We start from the raw sequence: 17,183 nt of genomic DNA on the forward strand, positions 1-17,183 counted from the left end.
TTTGTAACAAGTGTTAGTTTGCTCTACGCTGGTTAAAATGAAACCGCCCCGTCCTGATTTTTTTCGGGACGGGGCGGAATATAAAGTCGTTATGTTATGGATCGATCTCCGGAGAGATTTTAGCCTTCTTTTTTAAAAAATTATTGCGAGAGGATTTGGATTCACGAAGATGAGGAAAGTTACGGCCTACATCAACGAATTGTTAAAAAATTTTTATCCGCGCTAACAAGTGTATGGTAGCGAAAAAGCCTTCACACGTTTGAAATTTAAAGGATTTGCCGTTCAAAAATATCCGGCGCGTGCCAAGCTTTTTTGGCATTAAACATCCATGGCGTCGTACACGATCACCTTCTCCCAAAGGTGCGAGCAGTTCTCGATAAATTTCAAGTGGATGGGATGCGTTTGGTAGGTGGCTTGCCCTGCGAGATCGTCGAAAAGCATGAGCTCGGAGGCACTGTAGCTGTTGTCTACTACGTCGCGTTTTTCCGTGCTGGCCGGTACGCCGATGTGAAGCTTTTTAATGGTCTCGATCTTTTCGAGCGTGCGCAGTCCTTCGAGGAGTTTTTGCAGGTCTTCTTTCGAGTCGCGGTTCTTCAGCCAGAAGAACACGTGGTGGGCCAGTTGTTTTTTATCTTTCTTGGTTTCCATAGTTGTGGTCGATGCAGAAGCGGCGCCGGCGGTTAATACGGCAGCGCTGGCCAGAAAGGTACGACGGTTTTGTTTTTCCATAGCTAGAGTTTTGAGGGAAGTAAGATAGGCAATAATAGAAAATTCTTTCTCTGATTCGAGAGGCTTCACTGATTTTCTTTCTGTAGATTCAAACCTTACGCTAACTATAAAACAAAAAAACTTTTGTGATTATGAATAAAACCAGTAAACATGTTGTACGCCTCCTGATGTTGTTGGCGATTGTTTTTCTCGCAAATTGTGCAGGAAAAGACGGTGATCCAGGACCTGCCGGTAAAGATGGTTCGAACGGGGTCGATGGCAAGGATGGAACCAATGGGACGAACGGGACCAATGGAACAGATGGAACCAACGGGCCATCTACATTTATTACAACCGCAGGGGGTATTAAAGGAACAGTTTCCGGGAATCGAAGAGACGGAACGGCCTTTTCGGAGGCTTTCAACTATAATCTCGCCACTGAAAAAGGAGGCGTGGTCAAAGTCCCGCAAACCGGTATTTCCCTAATCGAATTTACACGGTATGGTGAACCCGGTGCAGACCGACACATGACCATGGTATTGAAGTATGAAAAGAACTCAATCTCCGTACTGCGCGAAAACCTACGCGCTTTTCTGGCTTATCCCGATATGTGGTTTTCTTTCTCAAAAGAATTACCGGGTAATTCATTGTTCTCGTTTTCATCCTATGCCAACTTTAACGATATCACTGCCTATTGGCCGATTAGTCCCGCCGAAAACGATGCGAAGTATCATTTCGAATTTGAATTTGACGCTTTCACCGGTCGCGTGTTGCCAACCACTGCGGCTAACACCGTTGCAGAATATGCATTCAACATAAGAGGTGGCGCCTTCGCCTACTATCAATATGGCGAAAATGGCGGCGCTTTCGATAAGATAAAGAACGCCGATGGAACTGAATCGACTTCAACCCTTTATGATGAACTTGTTCTGAACGAAGATGACAAGCTGATTTTTAAACGCTCAGGGGTAGACCTCTCCAGTACTGAGTTTATTCCTGCCGATAAATTAGATATCTCAAACTACTCTTTTGACACCACGACCGGCGCTTTAAAATTTGATTTCGTGCTTCAAGTTGCAGGCGTTACGCGATTTAATGCAACGCTTCATCCTTATACCGTTACAGGTCAGGTGGATGTTATCATCTACAGTAATTTTGGTTCCCGAGAAAGAAACTAACTCACCAGGAGGTCTTCGGACCTCCTTTTTTTTCATTCGTCAAATTTGCTGTTCTTCGGTTCGTTCGCGTCCGGTTACTTTAAATCGTTATCTCGATCCTATTTCCATCCGGATCCAACACCACGCTTTCGTAGTAACCATCGCCCGTGATACGTGGTTCTCCTACAATCCTGTAGCCGTCTTCTCGCAATTGTTCCGTCAGCGTGTCGACCGTTGCTTTGTCGCCCACCGCGATGGCCAAGTGCGTCAGCCCCAGGGTTTCTTCCTCCAGAGCATGTGGGGGAATGCCCATTTTTTGCATGATCTCAATCCGGCTTCCTTCTGAGAAAGAAAGAAAATAGGATTGGAAATGCTTTTTGGCGTTGGTGTATTTTTCGCCAGCCTTCGCTTTGAAATAATGCTCGTAGAAAACTTTCAGCTTTTCAATGTCTGTGGTGTAGAGCGCGATGTGGTCGATTTTCATAGGAGAAAAGGTTAAACCGCCTCACCTTCGCTAAAGCTTCGGCGAGCAAAGAAAGTTTTATTTCAGGCAGGCCTGCTTTCGTTAAAGCTTCTGCAGGTAAACGGGTAACGGCACGCCGGTTTTTAATGCGGGGTCGGGTTGGGGTGAGTGGCGGGTGATCTCCAGGGGAACTACGCCGGCCCACACATCCAGGGTATAATCCTCATCGTCGTCTTTCGGAGGGCCAGTACGCACTTTGGCGGAGGCCTCTTCGATTTTGAACGAGAGCAACATGGTAGCTTTCCATTCGCCGGCGGTGGGTTTGCGCACGTCGTTCCAACGGCCGGGCTGCATTTTGTTGGTGAAGACTTCGAGGGCGGTGTATAGCTCGTTTTCGTCTTCCACTTTTTCGGGTGTGCTGAAGACCACCACGGAGCGATAGTTCACCGAATGATGGAAGGCCGAACGGGCCAACACCAGGCCGTCCATGATGGTGGCACTGATGGACACCGGCGGTTTTTTCTCGGCCAGTTCGCGCATGTAGAAACTTCCCACGGAGCCGTGCAGGTAGAGCTTGTCGCCGATGCGGCAAAATCCGGTGGGGATTTGAAAGGCCTGGTTGTCGCGTGTATAGGCCAGGTTGCAAAACAGGGCCTCGTCGAGAATGGCATAGACAGCGTCTTTGTCGTACACGCCGCGTTTGGGCAGGCGTGTGATCTCAGTCTTGTCGGTGATGGGAAATTGTGCCATGGGTTTTTATTTTCGGGGGATCATGAAGCAATGTTCGAAGCGTTGCATGCCAATCTTTGGATAATACTCCTGGGCTGCAGGGGCCGCCAGCAAAATGAGCGCTGTGTTTTCGCCGGATACTTTGTGGGTTTCATCGATCAATCGCTTGCCGATGCCTTGTTTTTGAAAGGCCTCGTCCACGGCGAGGTCGGAGAGGTAGCAACAAAAGGAAAAATCGGTTAACGCGCGCGAAACACCCACCAGCGTATCGCCGCTCCACGCGGTGACGAGCACGTTGCCGTGATCGAGCATGCTTTGAATGCGCTGCCGGCTGTCGACCGGTCGTCGTTCCGCCAGGGTCGAGCGCTTCAACAGATCGATGAATGCCTCTGCGGTGAGCTTGATGTTGCTGCGGTAGGTGATCTCCGGTTGTGACATGATATTCTTTGATCTTCTTTTTTTGATGTCGTCTTACTTTTCAATCTTCAACACGATCTTCCCAAACTGATGGCCCGCTTCCATGTAGCGCATCGCTTCTTCGGTTTGCTCCAAGGGGAAGGTTTTGTCGATGATCGGTTTCATGCCGCGGCTTTCGAGAAAGTCGAGCATGGAAAGAAATTCGTCGCGGGTGCCCATGGTGGTGCCGTGAATGGAAATTTGTTTCCAGTAAAGTTGTCGCGTGGCAATCTCCGAGATGTTGCCGCCGGTGCGGCCGTAGTTCACGATGCGGCCACCGGGCAAGGCCAGCGTGATGTATTTTGAAAATTGATCGCCACCGGCGCCATCGATGATGATGTCAAATCCACCACCGCTTTCTTTCAATGCTTTCTCTGCCCAGTCCGGGTCTTTGTAGTTAAAACCTCCCAATGCGCCCAGCGCTTTTGCTTTTGCCAGCTTTTCTTCCGAGCTGGAGGTCACGTACACACGCCCTTGGTAAGCCACGGCAAATTGCAGCAACCAAAGTGCAGCGCCTCCGCCGATACCGGTGATCAACACTTTCTCTTTGCTGCGCAACCGGGCCTTCGAAAATAAAGCGCGATAGGCCGTGAGCGCCGCCAATGGCACCGCCGCCGACTCGGCCATCGTGAGATGCTCGGGTCTTTCGAAGATGTATTTTTTTGAGATGACGATGTAGTCGCTAAACGTGCCGTTGTCGGGATAGCCCAGGATCTTAAATGAATTTCCCTGCACGATGGGATTGGTTCCCCACTCCAGGCTGGGGTTGATGATTACCTCCATGCCAATGAACAAGGGATCTACATCCTCTCCCACTTCTTCGATCACGCCGCTGCCATCGGAACCCAGAATGTTTCCATCCGGTGGCAAGCCGTCTTTCTCACGCCACACCCAAATGTCGAGGTGATTTAGCGCAGCGTATTTTAATCGTACCAGCACCTGGTCTTTTACAGGTCGGAATTTTTTGATGTTCTGCACCACCAGCGGGTGGTCTTTGCCTTTGAAGAAAACTGCTCTCATAGAAAAAAACGAAAATCGTACGGTAAGCCCACACGTTTTGTGGACGGCGATCGGTAAAGGCTATTGAAAGTCCTCCCCCAGCGGAAATGCCGGGGGAGGGTGATGTAGAGGGTTATCGCGCCGCGGGGATGATGTAGTTCCAGCCGTGCACATCCGGCTCAAAACCCAGGCGAATGTTGTTTAGTTTTTCCTTGGCGCGTTGCTGGAACGAGTTGGACGTTACCGTAGGTACCGTGTAGTCGACACCGTGAATGTTGATGGCCGCAATGGGCGACACAACGGCTGCGGTACCCGCTCCAAAGGCTTCCGTGAGCGTGCCCTTCTTGAAGGCTTCTTCGATCTCGGCTACACTCACGCGGCGTTCTTCCACCGTCATGCCCAGCGACGGCGCGAGCTTGATGATGGTGTCGCGCGTCACACCGTCCAGCAAGGCCGTGGTGAGCTTGGGGGTGATCACTTTTCCGTCGATCACGAACATCACGTTCATCACGCCGGCTTCGTCGATGTATTTATGTTCTTTTGCGTCGGTCCACAATACCTGGTCAAAACCTTCCTGGCGGGCCACTTGCGTGGGATAGAAGGCGCCGCCATAGTTGCCGGCGCATTTTGCAAAGCCGGTTCCACCTTCTGCGGCGCGCACAAAAGTTTCTTCCACTTTCAACCGTGTGGGTTTGCTGAAGTAAGCACCGGCGGGGCTGGTCAATACAAAAAATTTGAAATGGTCGGCGATCTTCACACCGAGCCGCGGCTCGTAGGCGAACACCACGGGGCGGATGTAGAGCGACGCGCCTTCGCTGGTAGGGATCCAACTTTCGTCGGTTTCCACGATGGCGTGCAGGCTTTGGATGAACAGTTCTTCCGGGATCTCGGGCATGCACATGCGTGCCAGGGACTTATTGAGACGCTCGCTGTGTTTTTGCGGACGGAAAATACAGATGTCGCCGTTTTTATTGCGGAAGGCTTTCATGCCTTCAAAGACGGACTGGCCATAGTGCAGGGAAAGCATGGCCGGTGACATCATAATATCACCGAAAGGTAGAATCGAAGGCTCCTGCCATTTGCCGTTCACATAGTCAACCATGAGCATGTGATCGGAAATGTATTTCCCGAACTCCAGGTTGTTAAAATCAACTTCACTGATTCTCGATTTGGCAATGCGCTTCGTGGCAATGGCTGGGATGGATGTCGTGGTCATAGCAAATGGTATTAAGGAGTGAATTTCATCATTATTTTTACATAATTCCGTTCTCGGTCAATATTTTATCGGTTTCTGCCCCGGAATGCGGGTTTTTTAAAGAAATCGCTTTCCTCGCAAACGTCTTCTGCCTTATGCCGGTTGGGCTTTTTTTAGCTTTTCCGACACTTTTTCCAGCACCTCAAAAGCCAGGTCCATGTCGGCCAATTCCGTCAGCCAATTGGAGACTGCCGCTCTGATCGCCCAGGTCCCGTGCAACTGGGTGGGCGTGAAGAACACGCGTCCATCATCGCGCACGGCCTCCAGGAATTTGCGGATGGTTTCGGCTGAGAGGTCGTCTTGCTTCAGGGTGAAACAAACCACGTTCATGCGCACCGGCGCCAGCAACACAAAATCTTCCGAAGCTTTCAAAAGCTCTCCAAAATGATGGGCCGCCGCGCAGTTCCGCTCCACGATTTCGCGGTAGCCTTCTTTGCCATAGGCCATCAACGAGAACCACGATGGTAACGCGCGGAAGCGGCGCGAATTTTCGGGCGTGTAATGAAAAAAATCCGGGCTTTGCTCGGGATCGCCCAGGTAGGCGGCGCTGTTTTGAAAAACGCTAAGCTGTAAACCTTTGTGCCGCGTAAATTGCATCGCCGCATCGTAGGGCACGTTCAGCCATTTGTGTGCATCGATGGTAATGCTGTCGGCGGCGTTGATGCCCTCTAACAGATGCGCGTACTTTTCCGAGCATGCCGCAAATCCACCAAAGGCAGCGTCAACATGCAACCAGAAGTTGTATTTCTTTTTCAGCTTGGCCACCGCGACGAGATCATCAAAGTCCACCGTGTTCACCGTGCCGGCATTGGCCACCACAATGACGGGGCCGGCCTGCTGGATCAATTGTTTTTCCAGGGCGGCGATGTCTACGGCTTCGCGCTCGGGAAGGGTGGCGATGCGTATCACCGACTTTCTTCCCACACCAAGCATCGACAAGGATTTAAATATACTGGCGTGTGGCGTTCCGCTGAGCACCGTCACCGGTTCGGCGCCGGTCAGACCGTCATGGCTAAAATCTTTGCCTTGTTGTAGTCCTACCCATTGCCGGGCGAGTGCCAGGTTCGTGAAGTTCGAGATCGTGGCGCCCGTCACGAACGAACCGAAATAGACTTCGTCAAGACCAAACAGTTGCTTGAAAAAATGGATGGTCTGGCGCTCCAACTGCGGGGCGATGGAATCGTTGCTGCCGCAGGCGTTCTGGTCGTAGGCGCTCACCAGCCAATCGCCGGCCACGGAGGCGGGTGTGGAGCCGCCGGTCACAAAACCAAAGTATCGCGGCCCGGCGCTGTTCGCGATCTGACCGGCAAAGTTTTTCGCGAAATGATCCAATGTCGCCATGGCACCGATACCTTTTTCCGGAAGGGTTTCCATCGCGATGTTGGCAACGAATCTTCCCGGTGCCAGCGTGTCTTGTTGACGGAAATATTCTCCCGCCACCTTTTGAGTTTGGCTGAGTAGTTCCTGCAGGTTCTCGCGGTCTTTTTTTAGTAAAGGGTGCATGGCTATTTTTTTAGGGTAGAAATAATTTCAGAGATGCGCACCAGGTGATGGTCGTCGTGTTCGGCATCGAAGAAGGCCAGGTCCACGGGGGTCATGGTCACTTTGAGCCGGGGATGAACGGAGGTTCTACTCAGTTCATCATCTGCCAGCAACCGGTAGCGCGCGATATTCATTTTCCGGCGTTCGTAAAAAAAATCGATGACCTTTTGCACCGGCCATGCATTATAATCCTGCTTCAATCCAAATACGGCCGGCGACATCACGGGCAGTTGATTCACAATTTCATCGATGCGTTTCAATGCTACTTCATCTACCTCGCCCAGGTGCGCGATGTTTTCCTTCACCGACCACTTCATGTCCAGTTTGTTGGAAAGGATCTCATCCGGGAGGCCTTTCGTTTTCATTTCCATCCGCGCCACGGTACCTTCCAGCCGGTCGAGTTGAAAAGGAAGCAGTCCCCCGGCCAGGCCAAAGGGAAATGTGCGCGTGAGCCATTCTGATTTTTTCATGATGAAATTCATTTACGGGAGAGAAATACTTTTGAATGACGCGCCTGTAAAATTCAGGCGATCGTGTTTTCCACCACCAGTGCCTGGGGGATATGATGCACCGGGAAGTTTACCGAGCGCGCAATAAAGCACATACTGTGGGCTTCTTCATGCAGCGCGTTGGCTTTGTCGATCATGGATTTTTCCTTTACGGTCACCGTGGGCCGCAGCGTTACTTCTATGAATTGTCCACTGCCATTTTCATTTTCCGTCATGGTGCCCGCCGCGTTATCGGTATATTCCATCACCACCACACCATTCACAGCACACAAATGCAAGTACCACAGCATATGACAGCTCGACAACGAAGCCACCAACAATTCCTCCGGGTTATAGCGCGTCTTGTCGCCTCTGAACTTCGGGTCCGACGATGCGGGAATCTCCGGTTTGCCCGCGACGGCCAGGAGGTGGCTGCGCTCATAGGCCTTGTACTCGGAGGTGCCCGTGCCTTTGTTGCCCGTCCAGTGAAGGGTTGTTTTGTAGTGGTGGGTGGTCATGCAGTCAGGTTAGTTTCTTTTTGTAGAGTAGATCGGTTTGCAAATCGGTTCCCAGTAAAAACGGATGCGCGCTGAATTTTTCAAAACCCCATTTTTCATAAAAAGCAATCGCGCGCGGGTTGAATTCCCACACACCCAGCCAGAGGGTATCGTAGCCTTTTTCTTTTGCCAGATCGATGCAGGCTTGCATCAGGGTTTTGCCCACACTCTTTCCGAGGAAGTCGCGATCGGAGTAGATGCGCTCCAGTTCGATGCTCACCGTGTCGGGGGGTGCGTCGGGGTTGAGTTGTGTCCGCAGCTTCGCATAGCCGGCCACCGTATCGCCGGCGTGAGCGATCAGAAAGATAGCATGAGGATCTTCAAGTTCCTGTCTGAGTTGTTCGGTCGTAAAATTTTTGTCGACATACTGCTTCACGTCGGCTTCGTTGTTCGTGGGTGCAAACGTTTCGTAGAAGGTCTTCCATCCCAGTTCTGCTAAAAGGGTGGCATCGCCCAGATGGGCGTTTCGGATCGTGACGGCAGCGTTCATGATTTTTTCCATCGAATTTACGGTTCAGGATTCTTCGGTCAACAACAGTTGCATTTTTATGTTGCTTCGTTTGTACGGACCATCCACAGGGATCTCTTCAAAACCCAGTTTCCGGTAAAGTTCAATCGCCGCGGTGAGGATCGTATTGGAATACAAGATGATCTTTCGCGCACCCAGTGAGCGCGCCCTTTCGCGGGCCGCTTCGGCCAACGCTCTGCCCAAACCCAAACCCCTGTGGTTGGTGTCCACCGCCATTTTCGTAAACTCATACACTCCGGACTCGACAAATTTCAACGCCGCTGTTCCCACCACCTGGCCTTCGTATACCGCCATGAGGATCTCGCCTCCCTTGCCCAGGATGTGCAGGTCGGGATGTTGCAACACGGCTTCGTCGATGGGCTCCATCCAAAAATATTTTTCGATCCATTCGCGGTTCAGCGCTTCAAAAGCGGGCTGGTGTTCCGGCCGGTAGGTTTCGATGGCAAGCGTTACATTCTCCATGGGTTGCGTGTTTGTTGATAGTCCAAAAAACTTCCGTCTACAATAAACAACTTCACGCCTTCGCGCGACGAAGACCGGTGCAGGCTCACGTTGTCGGACACCTGATAGCTCATGCCGGCCGACAACCGGAACGTGCGTCCATCCGAAAGCTCGGATTCCATTTCGCCTTCCAGGCAAAACAGGATGTGTCCTGTCTTGCACCAATGGTCGGCTTTGTAGTTTTTAGAATACTCCACCAGTCGCACGCGAAACGTTCCAAATTGCAACGTCCGCCACAAGGCCACGCCCGACTCGCCACGGTGTTCGGTTGTGGGCACGGCGTCCCACTGTGTGGTATGAAATAATATCGGATTCATTTTTCTTTAGCGGGTGAATTGGGCTTTCCAAAGATCGCGAAGCTGGTACCCCTTGTTCACGATGTAGATGCCTGCCACCGTGATCAGAATGGCCATACCGATCTTGACGTTCAACTTCTCATCCAAAAACAACCAGCCGAGCAACACCGCCACCACGGGGTTGACATACGCATAGAGCGACACGATGGTCATGGGCAGGTTGCGCAGGGCGTAGGAGAAACAGGCATAGGCCACGATCGATCCGAAAATGATCAGATAGATGAGCGAATACACCGCCTCGGTCGACCACGATATCGTGCTCAGATCGTCAAACAAAAGTGAAGCAGGCACGAGCCACAGACCACCAAAGAGCATCTGCAGGGCAGCGTTGAGAAAGAGGTTGCCCACGGTGCCGCGCTTCTTCAGCCACACGGCGCCACCGGCCCAACTCACCACGGCCACGAAGATGGCAAAGATGCCGATCTGGTATTCAAGTCGCGAGAACTCTTGCACATGTTCTCCAAAGATCATGACAATGCCCACCAGGCCTACGAGCACGCCCAGAATGATCGGCACCGTTGGTTTCTCTTCGCGGTTAATAGTAAGGTTGATCAGGATCACCATCACGGGCATGAGCGAGCAGAGAATTGCCGCCACACCGCTGGGGATGAGCACTTCTGCCCACGCCACCAAGCCGTTGCCCAGCGAGATCATGAAGAATCCGGCCACGGCCTGGCGCTTCAACTGTTCGAGCGACGGCCAGCTTTCCTTCATCACAAAAAGCATAAATCCTCCCAGCAGGAGGCCGGCCGAGATCTGGCGCAGCACTACAAACAGGAAGGCCGGAAAATGAACAACCGCCACGCGCAACGCCAGGTAGGTCGTTCCCCAGATGATGCAGATAGCACCCAGTGCGATGTAAGCCAGTAGATCTTTTTTCAAGCAATGATCGGGTTAAAAAGGTGAATGAGGTTGGGTGTTGAATACGGGTTTACGCCGCATTCAAAACTTCCTATAAATACGCAAAAAAAACAGTTTCAGTTTCGAGAATTTTGACCAGATCAGTTTATCAATGATGTTTTAGGAAGGAGCCCTTCATTTATAAACGATCTCTCCCCCTTGCCGGATGAATTTTATGGTCTTGGGCAGATCATATGTACCTTCTTCCTGGATGTCATCAATCATTTCTACGTAGGAAAATCCGGGGTAAGATGCTGGGTTCTCCGTGAAGTCCTCCATGAGATCGCTGTCGGCCAAGTTCGGCTTCAAGATTCCGTTCTTATCCCTGACACCACCGTGCGAATGAAAAAGATACTCAACCGTTGCCCGGCCCGCGATCTCAAACCAATGACCACCTTCTATCATTGTTTTGGCGCTTAAATCGCCACCCACTTTTAGGGCACAGTCTCCGAGCGAATCTCCCAACACAATATTGTTGACGTTCAGATGGCCCGTGATGAAAATACTTGATAATGTGATGAAGTTCTGACAGGCCACGTTTCCTAAAACGATGAGCAGCGAAGTGTCCACCTTCACACCATCCTGGATGAGCCCGGCAACGGCTAAATCTCCGTCGACAATGACAACGTCTTTCCCGACATTCAAATCCGTTAATTCCGTATCGCCCGTGTAGACGATTATTTTCCCGGCAACATCGTGAAACGCTTTTAGCTCTTTAATGATCTCATCGCGAAATACAGGCGCTTTTGAGGTCACCCATGCGATCGCCTCGCTCGCGGTAAACGCTTTCATCATAGCCTCTTTCATTTTTGTTTAAAATCTGCTGACTGAATTTATGAAGATCAGATGAACTACAACCAGCCCGACTCGGCGAGTCATGGTTTGCATGCATCACACGTTGTCTGGGTGAATCACTTCGGACCAGGTCTTGCCGTCGAAGGTCAGGATGTTGGCGGAGCCGATGGCCCACAGCATGCCGTCCTTCGCATGCAGCCGGTGCACGGTGAAGGGCTTGCCCAGGCCGGGGTCGACGCGCTGGATCGAGCCGTTCACGATGCGCGCCAGCACATTGTTGCCGGCCAGATAGATCTGGCCATTGAACTCCTCAATACTGTACCAGTTGTCGACAAAGGCGGGGTCGCTCAAGCGCTCCCAGTGGTTGAATCGCCCGTGTAGCACGACGCCGTCGTTGCCGCAGATCCAAACGTTGTCGGGCCCGAGGCAGCGAACAGCGCCTAGGTGTGCCGTTGTATGTCCGTCGTCCCGGTGCCAGGTCTTGCCATCGTGCAGATAGATCTCCCCTTTCCAGCCGACGGCGTAAACGTGCTGCTGGTCGGTGCCATCGATGTCGAAGAACCCGGTGCCCGTGTCGCGCGTCAGGATATCATCCGCGATCGAGGTCCAACCTGTCGCCGTCTGCTTGTAGACCTGTCGTCCATAGCCGCAGACGTACAACTCGCCGCCGATGTTCTTGATTGCCTCGACATAACCGTAGGGTTTGCTGACCTCGAGCCCTGCGCCCGGGATCTGGTCGATGTTCGGCGCACCGCCGGCGATCTCGGCAACCTGGCCGTTTTTGCCGAGCACCCACCATGCACGGTAGTTGCGCGCAGGGTCGCTCTTGACGGTGATCGACTTGCACTGAAACTTCAAGTCCAGGCTGCCCCATTGACCGCCGGCGTAGCTGAACAGCCGACAGAAAGGCGCCCTGGCATCCATCATGTCGGGGAAGGTGAGCAAGCCCAGCGCGCCCCGGCGCGATGAGTAGCCGGTGAGGAAAGTGACTGCGGGTGATGTCATGGTTCGATCTTATCTTCTCAGCAATTCCATTTTTTTGCAAACTATCCAAAACAACGTTGGTCCCCTCCCTTTTTCTCCGTGAATGGCAACGCGCTGTTCGATCCGCATTTCGACCAACCCAGTATTTGTTCTGCACAACGGCCAGGTTCATCATCGAGTGGCCGTTGTCGTGTGGTTTATGCCATCCTGTTCTTGGGAGTTCTAAAAATCCAACGCCTTTCTTTACAACTTGTATGGCAATCTCAAAAATGAGACTTTAAGCCGACATAAGAAACATTGAACAGTACAAATGATCTATAGGTTATAATACTAATCCAGAAACCGGGCCGACAATTTCCTCACCAAATTTTCTATCTTTATAAAGGAAGCGTATCATCGCCCAGCAAAGTATGCGCTATAACCTCTCCGTTTCCGCAGCACGATCTGCCTTCTTTGTTGTTGCCTGTCTAACCACTGCAGCCTTTGGCCAGCCCCCGGCCACGCTGCGACTGAAACCCGGTGAGAACATCCGCACCACTTCCTGGCGCGACAGTGTATATCGATTTTCCTCGTACCAGGAAGGTCAGGTGATCTTCATTTCGGGACCTTCACCAAAATATAAGATGAACTACAACGTGCTGTCCGGCGACATGGAATTCATCAGTCCGAAGGGCGACACCATGGTGTTGAAGAAAACGCCGGAGGTAAAACTGGTCATGGTTGGAGGGCACGTATTTTTTTTGGAGCCTGCTCAGGGGTATATCGAAATACTGATTCAGCAACAACTGGCATTGGGCGTGCAAAAAGAATTTGTGATCGCCCGCAAGGATGTTGAAGTGAGCAATGGATACAGCACGTCATCCAATAATACCGGGGCCGTTGTTGCCTATCGCGGCAACTCGCGGTCCGTCACCAGCAATGCCGACTTGTTGGTACGAATCAACAACACCTATTTTTTTATCGATCAAAAGAACGAAGCGCATCCCGCCACCAAAGCCTCGCTGATGAAATTGTTTCCTGACGATCGCGATAAGCTGAAAACCTATCTGAAGGAACAACATACGGATTTCAAACAGAAAGATGACCTGGCGAGGTTGTTGGCTTTTTGCAATGGACTGGCACCGGGGAAGTAGCAACAGAAAGTCAGTCGGACATTGTGGCTTCATTTCATTTCGCGATGAATCTCAAATTTGAAAATAAACGACAGTTGATACTGGTCCGCGACCCGGTGATATCCATAGCGTTGAGGGGCTTCCTGAAGGAACCCCATAAAAAAATAACAGGCTACACAGGGCGTGCCCTACATAGCCTGTTTCATTTGTGATATTCGTTCTCGTTTGTTATTTCCGTACGCTATTTCTGCACCACTATTTTCTTCGCTTTTGTGCCGATATCGCTAACGATTTTAATGATGTACACACCATTGGCAGACGCCGGCATTTCGATGGGCAAGCTTTGAACCTCATCGGTGCAAGCTACCGATTGCGATACCGTTTCATTTCCAAGTTGGTCGATGATCTGTATCCTGACCGTCGATGACGTCAAATTGGTCCATCGAAGTGTAAACGATCCAGCACTAGGATTGGGGTACACGGAAATATCTTCCTCATCATCTGCCAAAGCGTCGACGCGGTATTCCTGCGTGTTAAATCCGCATGAGCAGGTCCCCAAGGTGGCTCCGCGGCGAAAAAAATAGGGCAGGGCACGTTTATCGAGACAAAACGTATTAGAACATGGACGCCCGGACGCCAAACATACCAGGATCTTTTGCTGCTGGTCTCCGCATCGAACGTCGATGACTTTTACCGTGACCGAAGCGGTTACCTCACAGAACCCGATCATGTCCGTGACCTTTACTGAGTAAGAATACGTTCCGGGCGTAGCAGGACTTACGGTAAGGGATCTGGTGGTCTCCCCGGTCGACCAGGAATAACGATAAGTATTACCAGGATAAGGCTCTCCGCCAGACGCCCGGGCGGTGAAGGTAAGTGACGAGGGGCCGTATCCCGTATAGATCGTATTGGGTTTGCCTCCAGGAATGACTGCATACTGATTGCCAATGGCTACTGTCATTTTTCTCTGAACGATTATGATGCTCTCCTGCGTGAAGACTTTTCCGGAAGAAGAAATTATCGTCCACGTAACCTTGCTTCTGCCGGGTCTGAAAAATCCACTGGCCTGGGTGCCTGTTCCTGAGCGGGTAGTGGCTCCTGAAATGGTGTAGGTAATTTTCGGTGTGCCGCACGGATCGGTGACAAACAAGGGCAGAAGTCCATACTGGTTTGTCGGACTGAAGCAAAACAATTGCAGCGGCGTGACAAATAATATCGCGTCTGTACAATTTACCGTGCCCCTCACCGTAAGGGTTTGGGTCACCGCGCCAGCGGAGGTAAGATTGACCTCACCTTCATAAACACCAAAAGGATTATCGGCCTTCAGACGGATAAAGATGATTCGCGAAGTAACCACACCCGACGACGGGCTTAACGATAAACTTGACGTGAAGCCGCTACTAGCACTGAAAGAGATTTCGTAGCCGCCGGGTGCTGTGACGATGGCATTGTCCGCCAGGTAAGCACCGCTTACGCTAAAACTCTGCGAAGCTGATGCGGTTCCCAGGATTGTGGCGAAGGACGTGAACATCGGCTTGCTTATTTTCCGAATCCGGTTGTTAACAGCGTCGGCTACATAAACGTTACCCGATGCATCTACGGCTACGCCTACCGGATATCTAAATTGTGCGAACGTGCTTGCGCCATCCGCATCACCTTCAACACCGCTTCCTGCCACTGTGGTTACCATACCGGTAGGATCAATCTTGCGGATACGAAGATTTCCTTGATCCGCCACATATATATTTCCCGAAGCCACGGCCACGCCCCATGGATAACTAAACTGGGCGGACGTGCCAGGACCATCCTGATATCCGTCTGTGCTACCGGCCAGCGTTGTTACCATTCCGGTGGCACTTATCTTACGAATGCGGTGATTGCCAAAATCTCCGACATAAACATTGGCCGATTCATCAACCGCTACTCCGCGAGGAAAACTTACCTGGGCCGATGCCGCCGGGCCGTCGGTATTTCCGGGTATGCCATTACCCACTAACGTGCTGACCAAGCCACTGGGGTCAATTTTAAGAATCCGGTTATTACCCTGATCAGCCACATATAAATTTCCCGAAGGATCGGCAGCGATACCCAAAGGCAAATCGAATCCGGCCGACGCACCGACAAAGGTGGTCACAAAACCCCCGGGCGTAATTTTACGAATGCAGCTATTCCCAGTATCGATCACGTACATATTCCCCGAAGCATCGAAACACAGGCTAGTCGGAAAAAGAAACTGAGCCGTCGTGCCCATCCCATCGACATGACCTTCAACACTGCCCGCAAAGGTGGTGACCACTCCCTCGGGCGTGATTTTACGAATCCGGCTATTCCCCGTATCGGCTACATAGACGTTGCCGTTGGCATCAACGGCCAAACCCTGTGGATTGAAAAGTTGCGCACTCGTACCGGTGCCATCGGCAGATCCCGGTGCACCACCTGCAAAGGTGGTGACCATGACAGGATCGATCGTTACGACGGGTGTATTTTCAACTTCCCTGATCTCAAGTGAAAATTTCAGAATATTCGTTGCGGAGCCTTTACTATTATTCATACCCAGCCCGAGGTATTCTTTTGAGCTGGTGTTAAAGATTGCGGCCGAGGTACGCCCGGCGCCGGGGAAAACAATTTTATTTATCTGGAAATCGGTTGGCGAATGGTACGCTAAAAAATTCTGATGGTAATTCCCTGCATCATCGAGACCTAAACCCATGTAGCCCTTATCTCTGATTCCGACAGCGCCGTATCGGGCGCCACCTGCTGCGAGCGTGACTTTCTGCGTCCAGGATTCCTGGGCCATTACGCCGCTGACGACCATTGTCAGCAGTGTGAGAACCAACCGAATTTTTGTGTCCATGTTGTGGGGGATTTAAGGTGACATATCTATCGAAGTTTTAATAACTGTTTATCGATGTACGGATGCTGTGTACGGTGCTGTTGCTTTGACTGATCGCGCGTATCCGGGAAGTAAATCGCTGACGGCATTTTCCCCAATCGATGTTCACACAATTGCCAGCTTTTTTTGATCCCTGTAATACGGGACAGTAGGCGGAGGATTTTTGTGCCTACATAACAAATGTATATAAAGAGACTACCAACTCCTATGAACTTCGTCAAAGCTTGAGCTAACATCCGTCATGCCGGTAGAAGACACACACCTTCTTCGCGCAAATGGAATCCGGCACAGGAATTGATAGACGATTAACCCTGGTAAAGCGAGCCTATTTCATCTTTGTTTCAAAGTGCTGATGTATTATATCCTGGAGAAGTTGAACCTTGACGGGTATCACGAGAATGCAGCGAACCTCTACCGCGTGTCGCTACATCAAAGCGTCGGATAACGCATTTCCCTGGGCTGCAGCAAGACTGCGCCTAGCGAATGAGTTGTAAAACAACTGTCGAAATAAGAAAATGCAATACAACGCAAACAGAACTTTCTATAAATACCAAAAAAAACAGTTTCAAGAATACGGATCTCAAACAAAGAGATGATCTTTTTAAACCGCTGATTTTTTGCAATACCCTAGAGAACAATAAATAAAATTTCAGAACAAAAATTTTTTACAATTTTCAGCGTTTGGAGTTAACCGGGAATTATCCCGTTGAGGCTATCCGTAATTATCCGGTAAAATTAATCCATTGCACAGAACATATT

18 protein-coding genes are annotated in these 17,183 nt (G+C 51.0%); 2 read left to right on the forward strand and 16 right to left on the reverse strand.

Features of this window, described 5'->3' with window-relative positions:
* Window positions 1–318: 318 nt before the first annotated feature.
* Window positions 319–729: a Dabb family protein gene (locus D4L85_RS05835; protein WP_119753433.1), complete on the reverse strand. Its 411-nt coding sequence runs from the start codon at window positions 727–729 to the stop codon at window positions 319–321.
* Window positions 730–860: 131 nt separating this feature from the next.
* Here D4L85_RS05835 and D4L85_RS05840 point away from each other — a divergent pair, with 131 nt between their 5' ends.
* Window positions 861–1,886: a hypothetical protein gene (locus D4L85_RS05840; RefSeq protein ID WP_119753434.1), complete on the forward strand. Its 1,026-nt coding sequence runs from the start codon at window positions 861–863 to the stop codon at window positions 1,884–1,886.
* Between the two features lie 79 nt (window positions 1,887–1,965).
* On the opposite strand, the gene D4L85_RS05845 is transcribed toward D4L85_RS05840, so the two are convergent.
* From D4L85_RS05845 to D4L85_RS05910, 14 genes are all read right to left on the reverse strand, one after another.
* Window positions 1,966–2,349: a VOC family protein gene (locus tag D4L85_RS05845; RefSeq protein ID WP_119753435.1), complete on the reverse strand. Its 384-nt coding sequence runs from the start codon at window positions 2,347–2,349 to the stop codon at window positions 1,966–1,968.
* 81 nt (window positions 2,350–2,430) lie between these two features.
* Window positions 2,431–3,078 (reverse strand): pyridoxamine 5'-phosphate oxidase family protein, encoded by a 648-nt coding sequence (locus tag D4L85_RS05850; protein WP_119753436.1) that lies wholly within the window; start codon window positions 3,076–3,078, stop codon window positions 2,431–2,433.
* 6 nt (window positions 3,079–3,084) lie between these two features.
* Window positions 3,085–3,495 (reverse strand): GNAT family N-acetyltransferase, encoded by a 411-nt coding sequence (locus D4L85_RS05855; protein ID WP_119753437.1) that lies wholly within the window; start codon window positions 3,493–3,495, stop codon window positions 3,085–3,087.
* Between the two features lie 33 nt (window positions 3,496–3,528).
* Window positions 3,529–4,533 carry a zinc-binding dehydrogenase gene (locus D4L85_RS05860; protein WP_119753438.1) on the reverse strand — a complete coding sequence of 335 codons (1,005 nt, stop codon included), beginning with the start codon at window positions 4,531–4,533 and terminating at the stop codon, window positions 3,529–3,531.
* A gap of 112 nt (window positions 4,534–4,645) precedes the next feature.
* A complete protein-coding gene (locus tag D4L85_RS05865; protein ID WP_119753439.1) occupies window positions 4,646–5,728 on the reverse strand; it encodes a branched-chain amino acid aminotransferase in 1,083 nt (360 codons plus the stop codon).
* Between the two features lie 132 nt (window positions 5,729–5,860).
* A complete protein-coding gene (locus D4L85_RS05870) occupies window positions 5,861–7,270 on the reverse strand; it encodes a pyridoxal phosphate-dependent decarboxylase family protein (RefSeq protein WP_119753440.1) in 1,410 nt (469 codons plus the stop codon).
* Between the two features lie 2 nt (window positions 7,271–7,272).
* A complete protein-coding gene (locus tag D4L85_RS05875) occupies window positions 7,273–7,779 on the reverse strand; it encodes a DinB family protein (RefSeq protein ID WP_160143568.1) in 507 nt (168 codons plus the stop codon).
* 53 nt (window positions 7,780–7,832) lie between these two features.
* Window positions 7,833–8,315 carry an OsmC family protein gene (locus tag D4L85_RS05880; protein WP_119753442.1) on the reverse strand — a complete coding sequence of 161 codons (483 nt, stop codon included), beginning with the start codon at window positions 8,313–8,315 and terminating at the stop codon, window positions 7,833–7,835.
* 4 nt (window positions 8,316–8,319) lie between these two features.
* Window positions 8,320–8,856 (reverse strand): GNAT family N-acetyltransferase, encoded by a 537-nt coding sequence (locus tag D4L85_RS05885; protein WP_119753443.1) that lies wholly within the window; start codon window positions 8,854–8,856, stop codon window positions 8,320–8,322.
* Between the two features lie 12 nt (window positions 8,857–8,868).
* Complete coding sequence (locus D4L85_RS05890; RefSeq protein WP_119753444.1) at window positions 8,869–9,345, reverse strand: GNAT family N-acetyltransferase; 477 nt, start codon at window positions 9,343–9,345, stop codon at window positions 8,869–8,871.
* The gene (locus tag D4L85_RS05895) at window positions 9,333–9,701 is read right to left on the reverse strand and encodes a DHCW motif cupin fold protein (protein ID WP_119753445.1); all 369 of its coding nucleotides are present in this window, start codon (window positions 9,699–9,701) and stop codon (window positions 9,333–9,335) included. The genes D4L85_RS05890 and D4L85_RS05895 overlap by 13 nt, the downstream gene beginning before the upstream one ends.
* 6 nt (window positions 9,702–9,707) lie before the next feature.
* Window positions 9,708–10,622 (reverse strand): EamA family transporter, encoded by a 915-nt coding sequence (locus D4L85_RS05900; RefSeq protein ID WP_119753446.1) that lies wholly within the window; start codon window positions 10,620–10,622, stop codon window positions 9,708–9,710.
* 153 nt (window positions 10,623–10,775) lie between these two features.
* Window positions 10,776–11,447: a hypothetical protein gene (locus D4L85_RS05905; protein WP_119753447.1), complete on the reverse strand. Its 672-nt coding sequence runs from the start codon at window positions 11,445–11,447 to the stop codon at window positions 10,776–10,778.
* A gap of 84 nt (window positions 11,448–11,531) precedes the next feature.
* Window positions 11,532–12,440, reverse strand: a complete 909-nt coding sequence (locus D4L85_RS05910; protein ID WP_119753448.1) for a WD40/YVTN/BNR-like repeat-containing protein — start codon at window positions 12,438–12,440, stop codon at window positions 11,532–11,534.
* Window positions 12,441–12,829: 389 nt separating this feature from the next.
* Here D4L85_RS05910 and D4L85_RS05915 point away from each other — a divergent pair, with 389 nt between their 5' ends.
* Window positions 12,830–13,552: a hypothetical protein gene (locus tag D4L85_RS05915; protein WP_119753449.1), complete on the forward strand. Its 723-nt coding sequence runs from the start codon at window positions 12,830–12,832 to the stop codon at window positions 13,550–13,552.
* 220 nt (window positions 13,553–13,772) lie between these two features.
* On the opposite strand, the gene D4L85_RS05920 is transcribed toward D4L85_RS05915, so the two are convergent.
* On the reverse strand, window positions 13,773–16,385 hold the full coding sequence (locus D4L85_RS05920) for an NHL domain-containing protein (protein ID WP_119753450.1): 2,613 nt from the start codon (window positions 16,383–16,385) through the stop codon (window positions 13,773–13,775).
* Between the last annotated feature and the right edge of the window lie 798 nt (window positions 16,386–17,183).

It is taken from the genome of Chryseolinea soli, assembly GCF_003589925.1.
GTDB lineage: Bacteria > Bacteroidota > Bacteroidia > Cytophagales > Cyclobacteriaceae > Chryseolinea > Chryseolinea soli.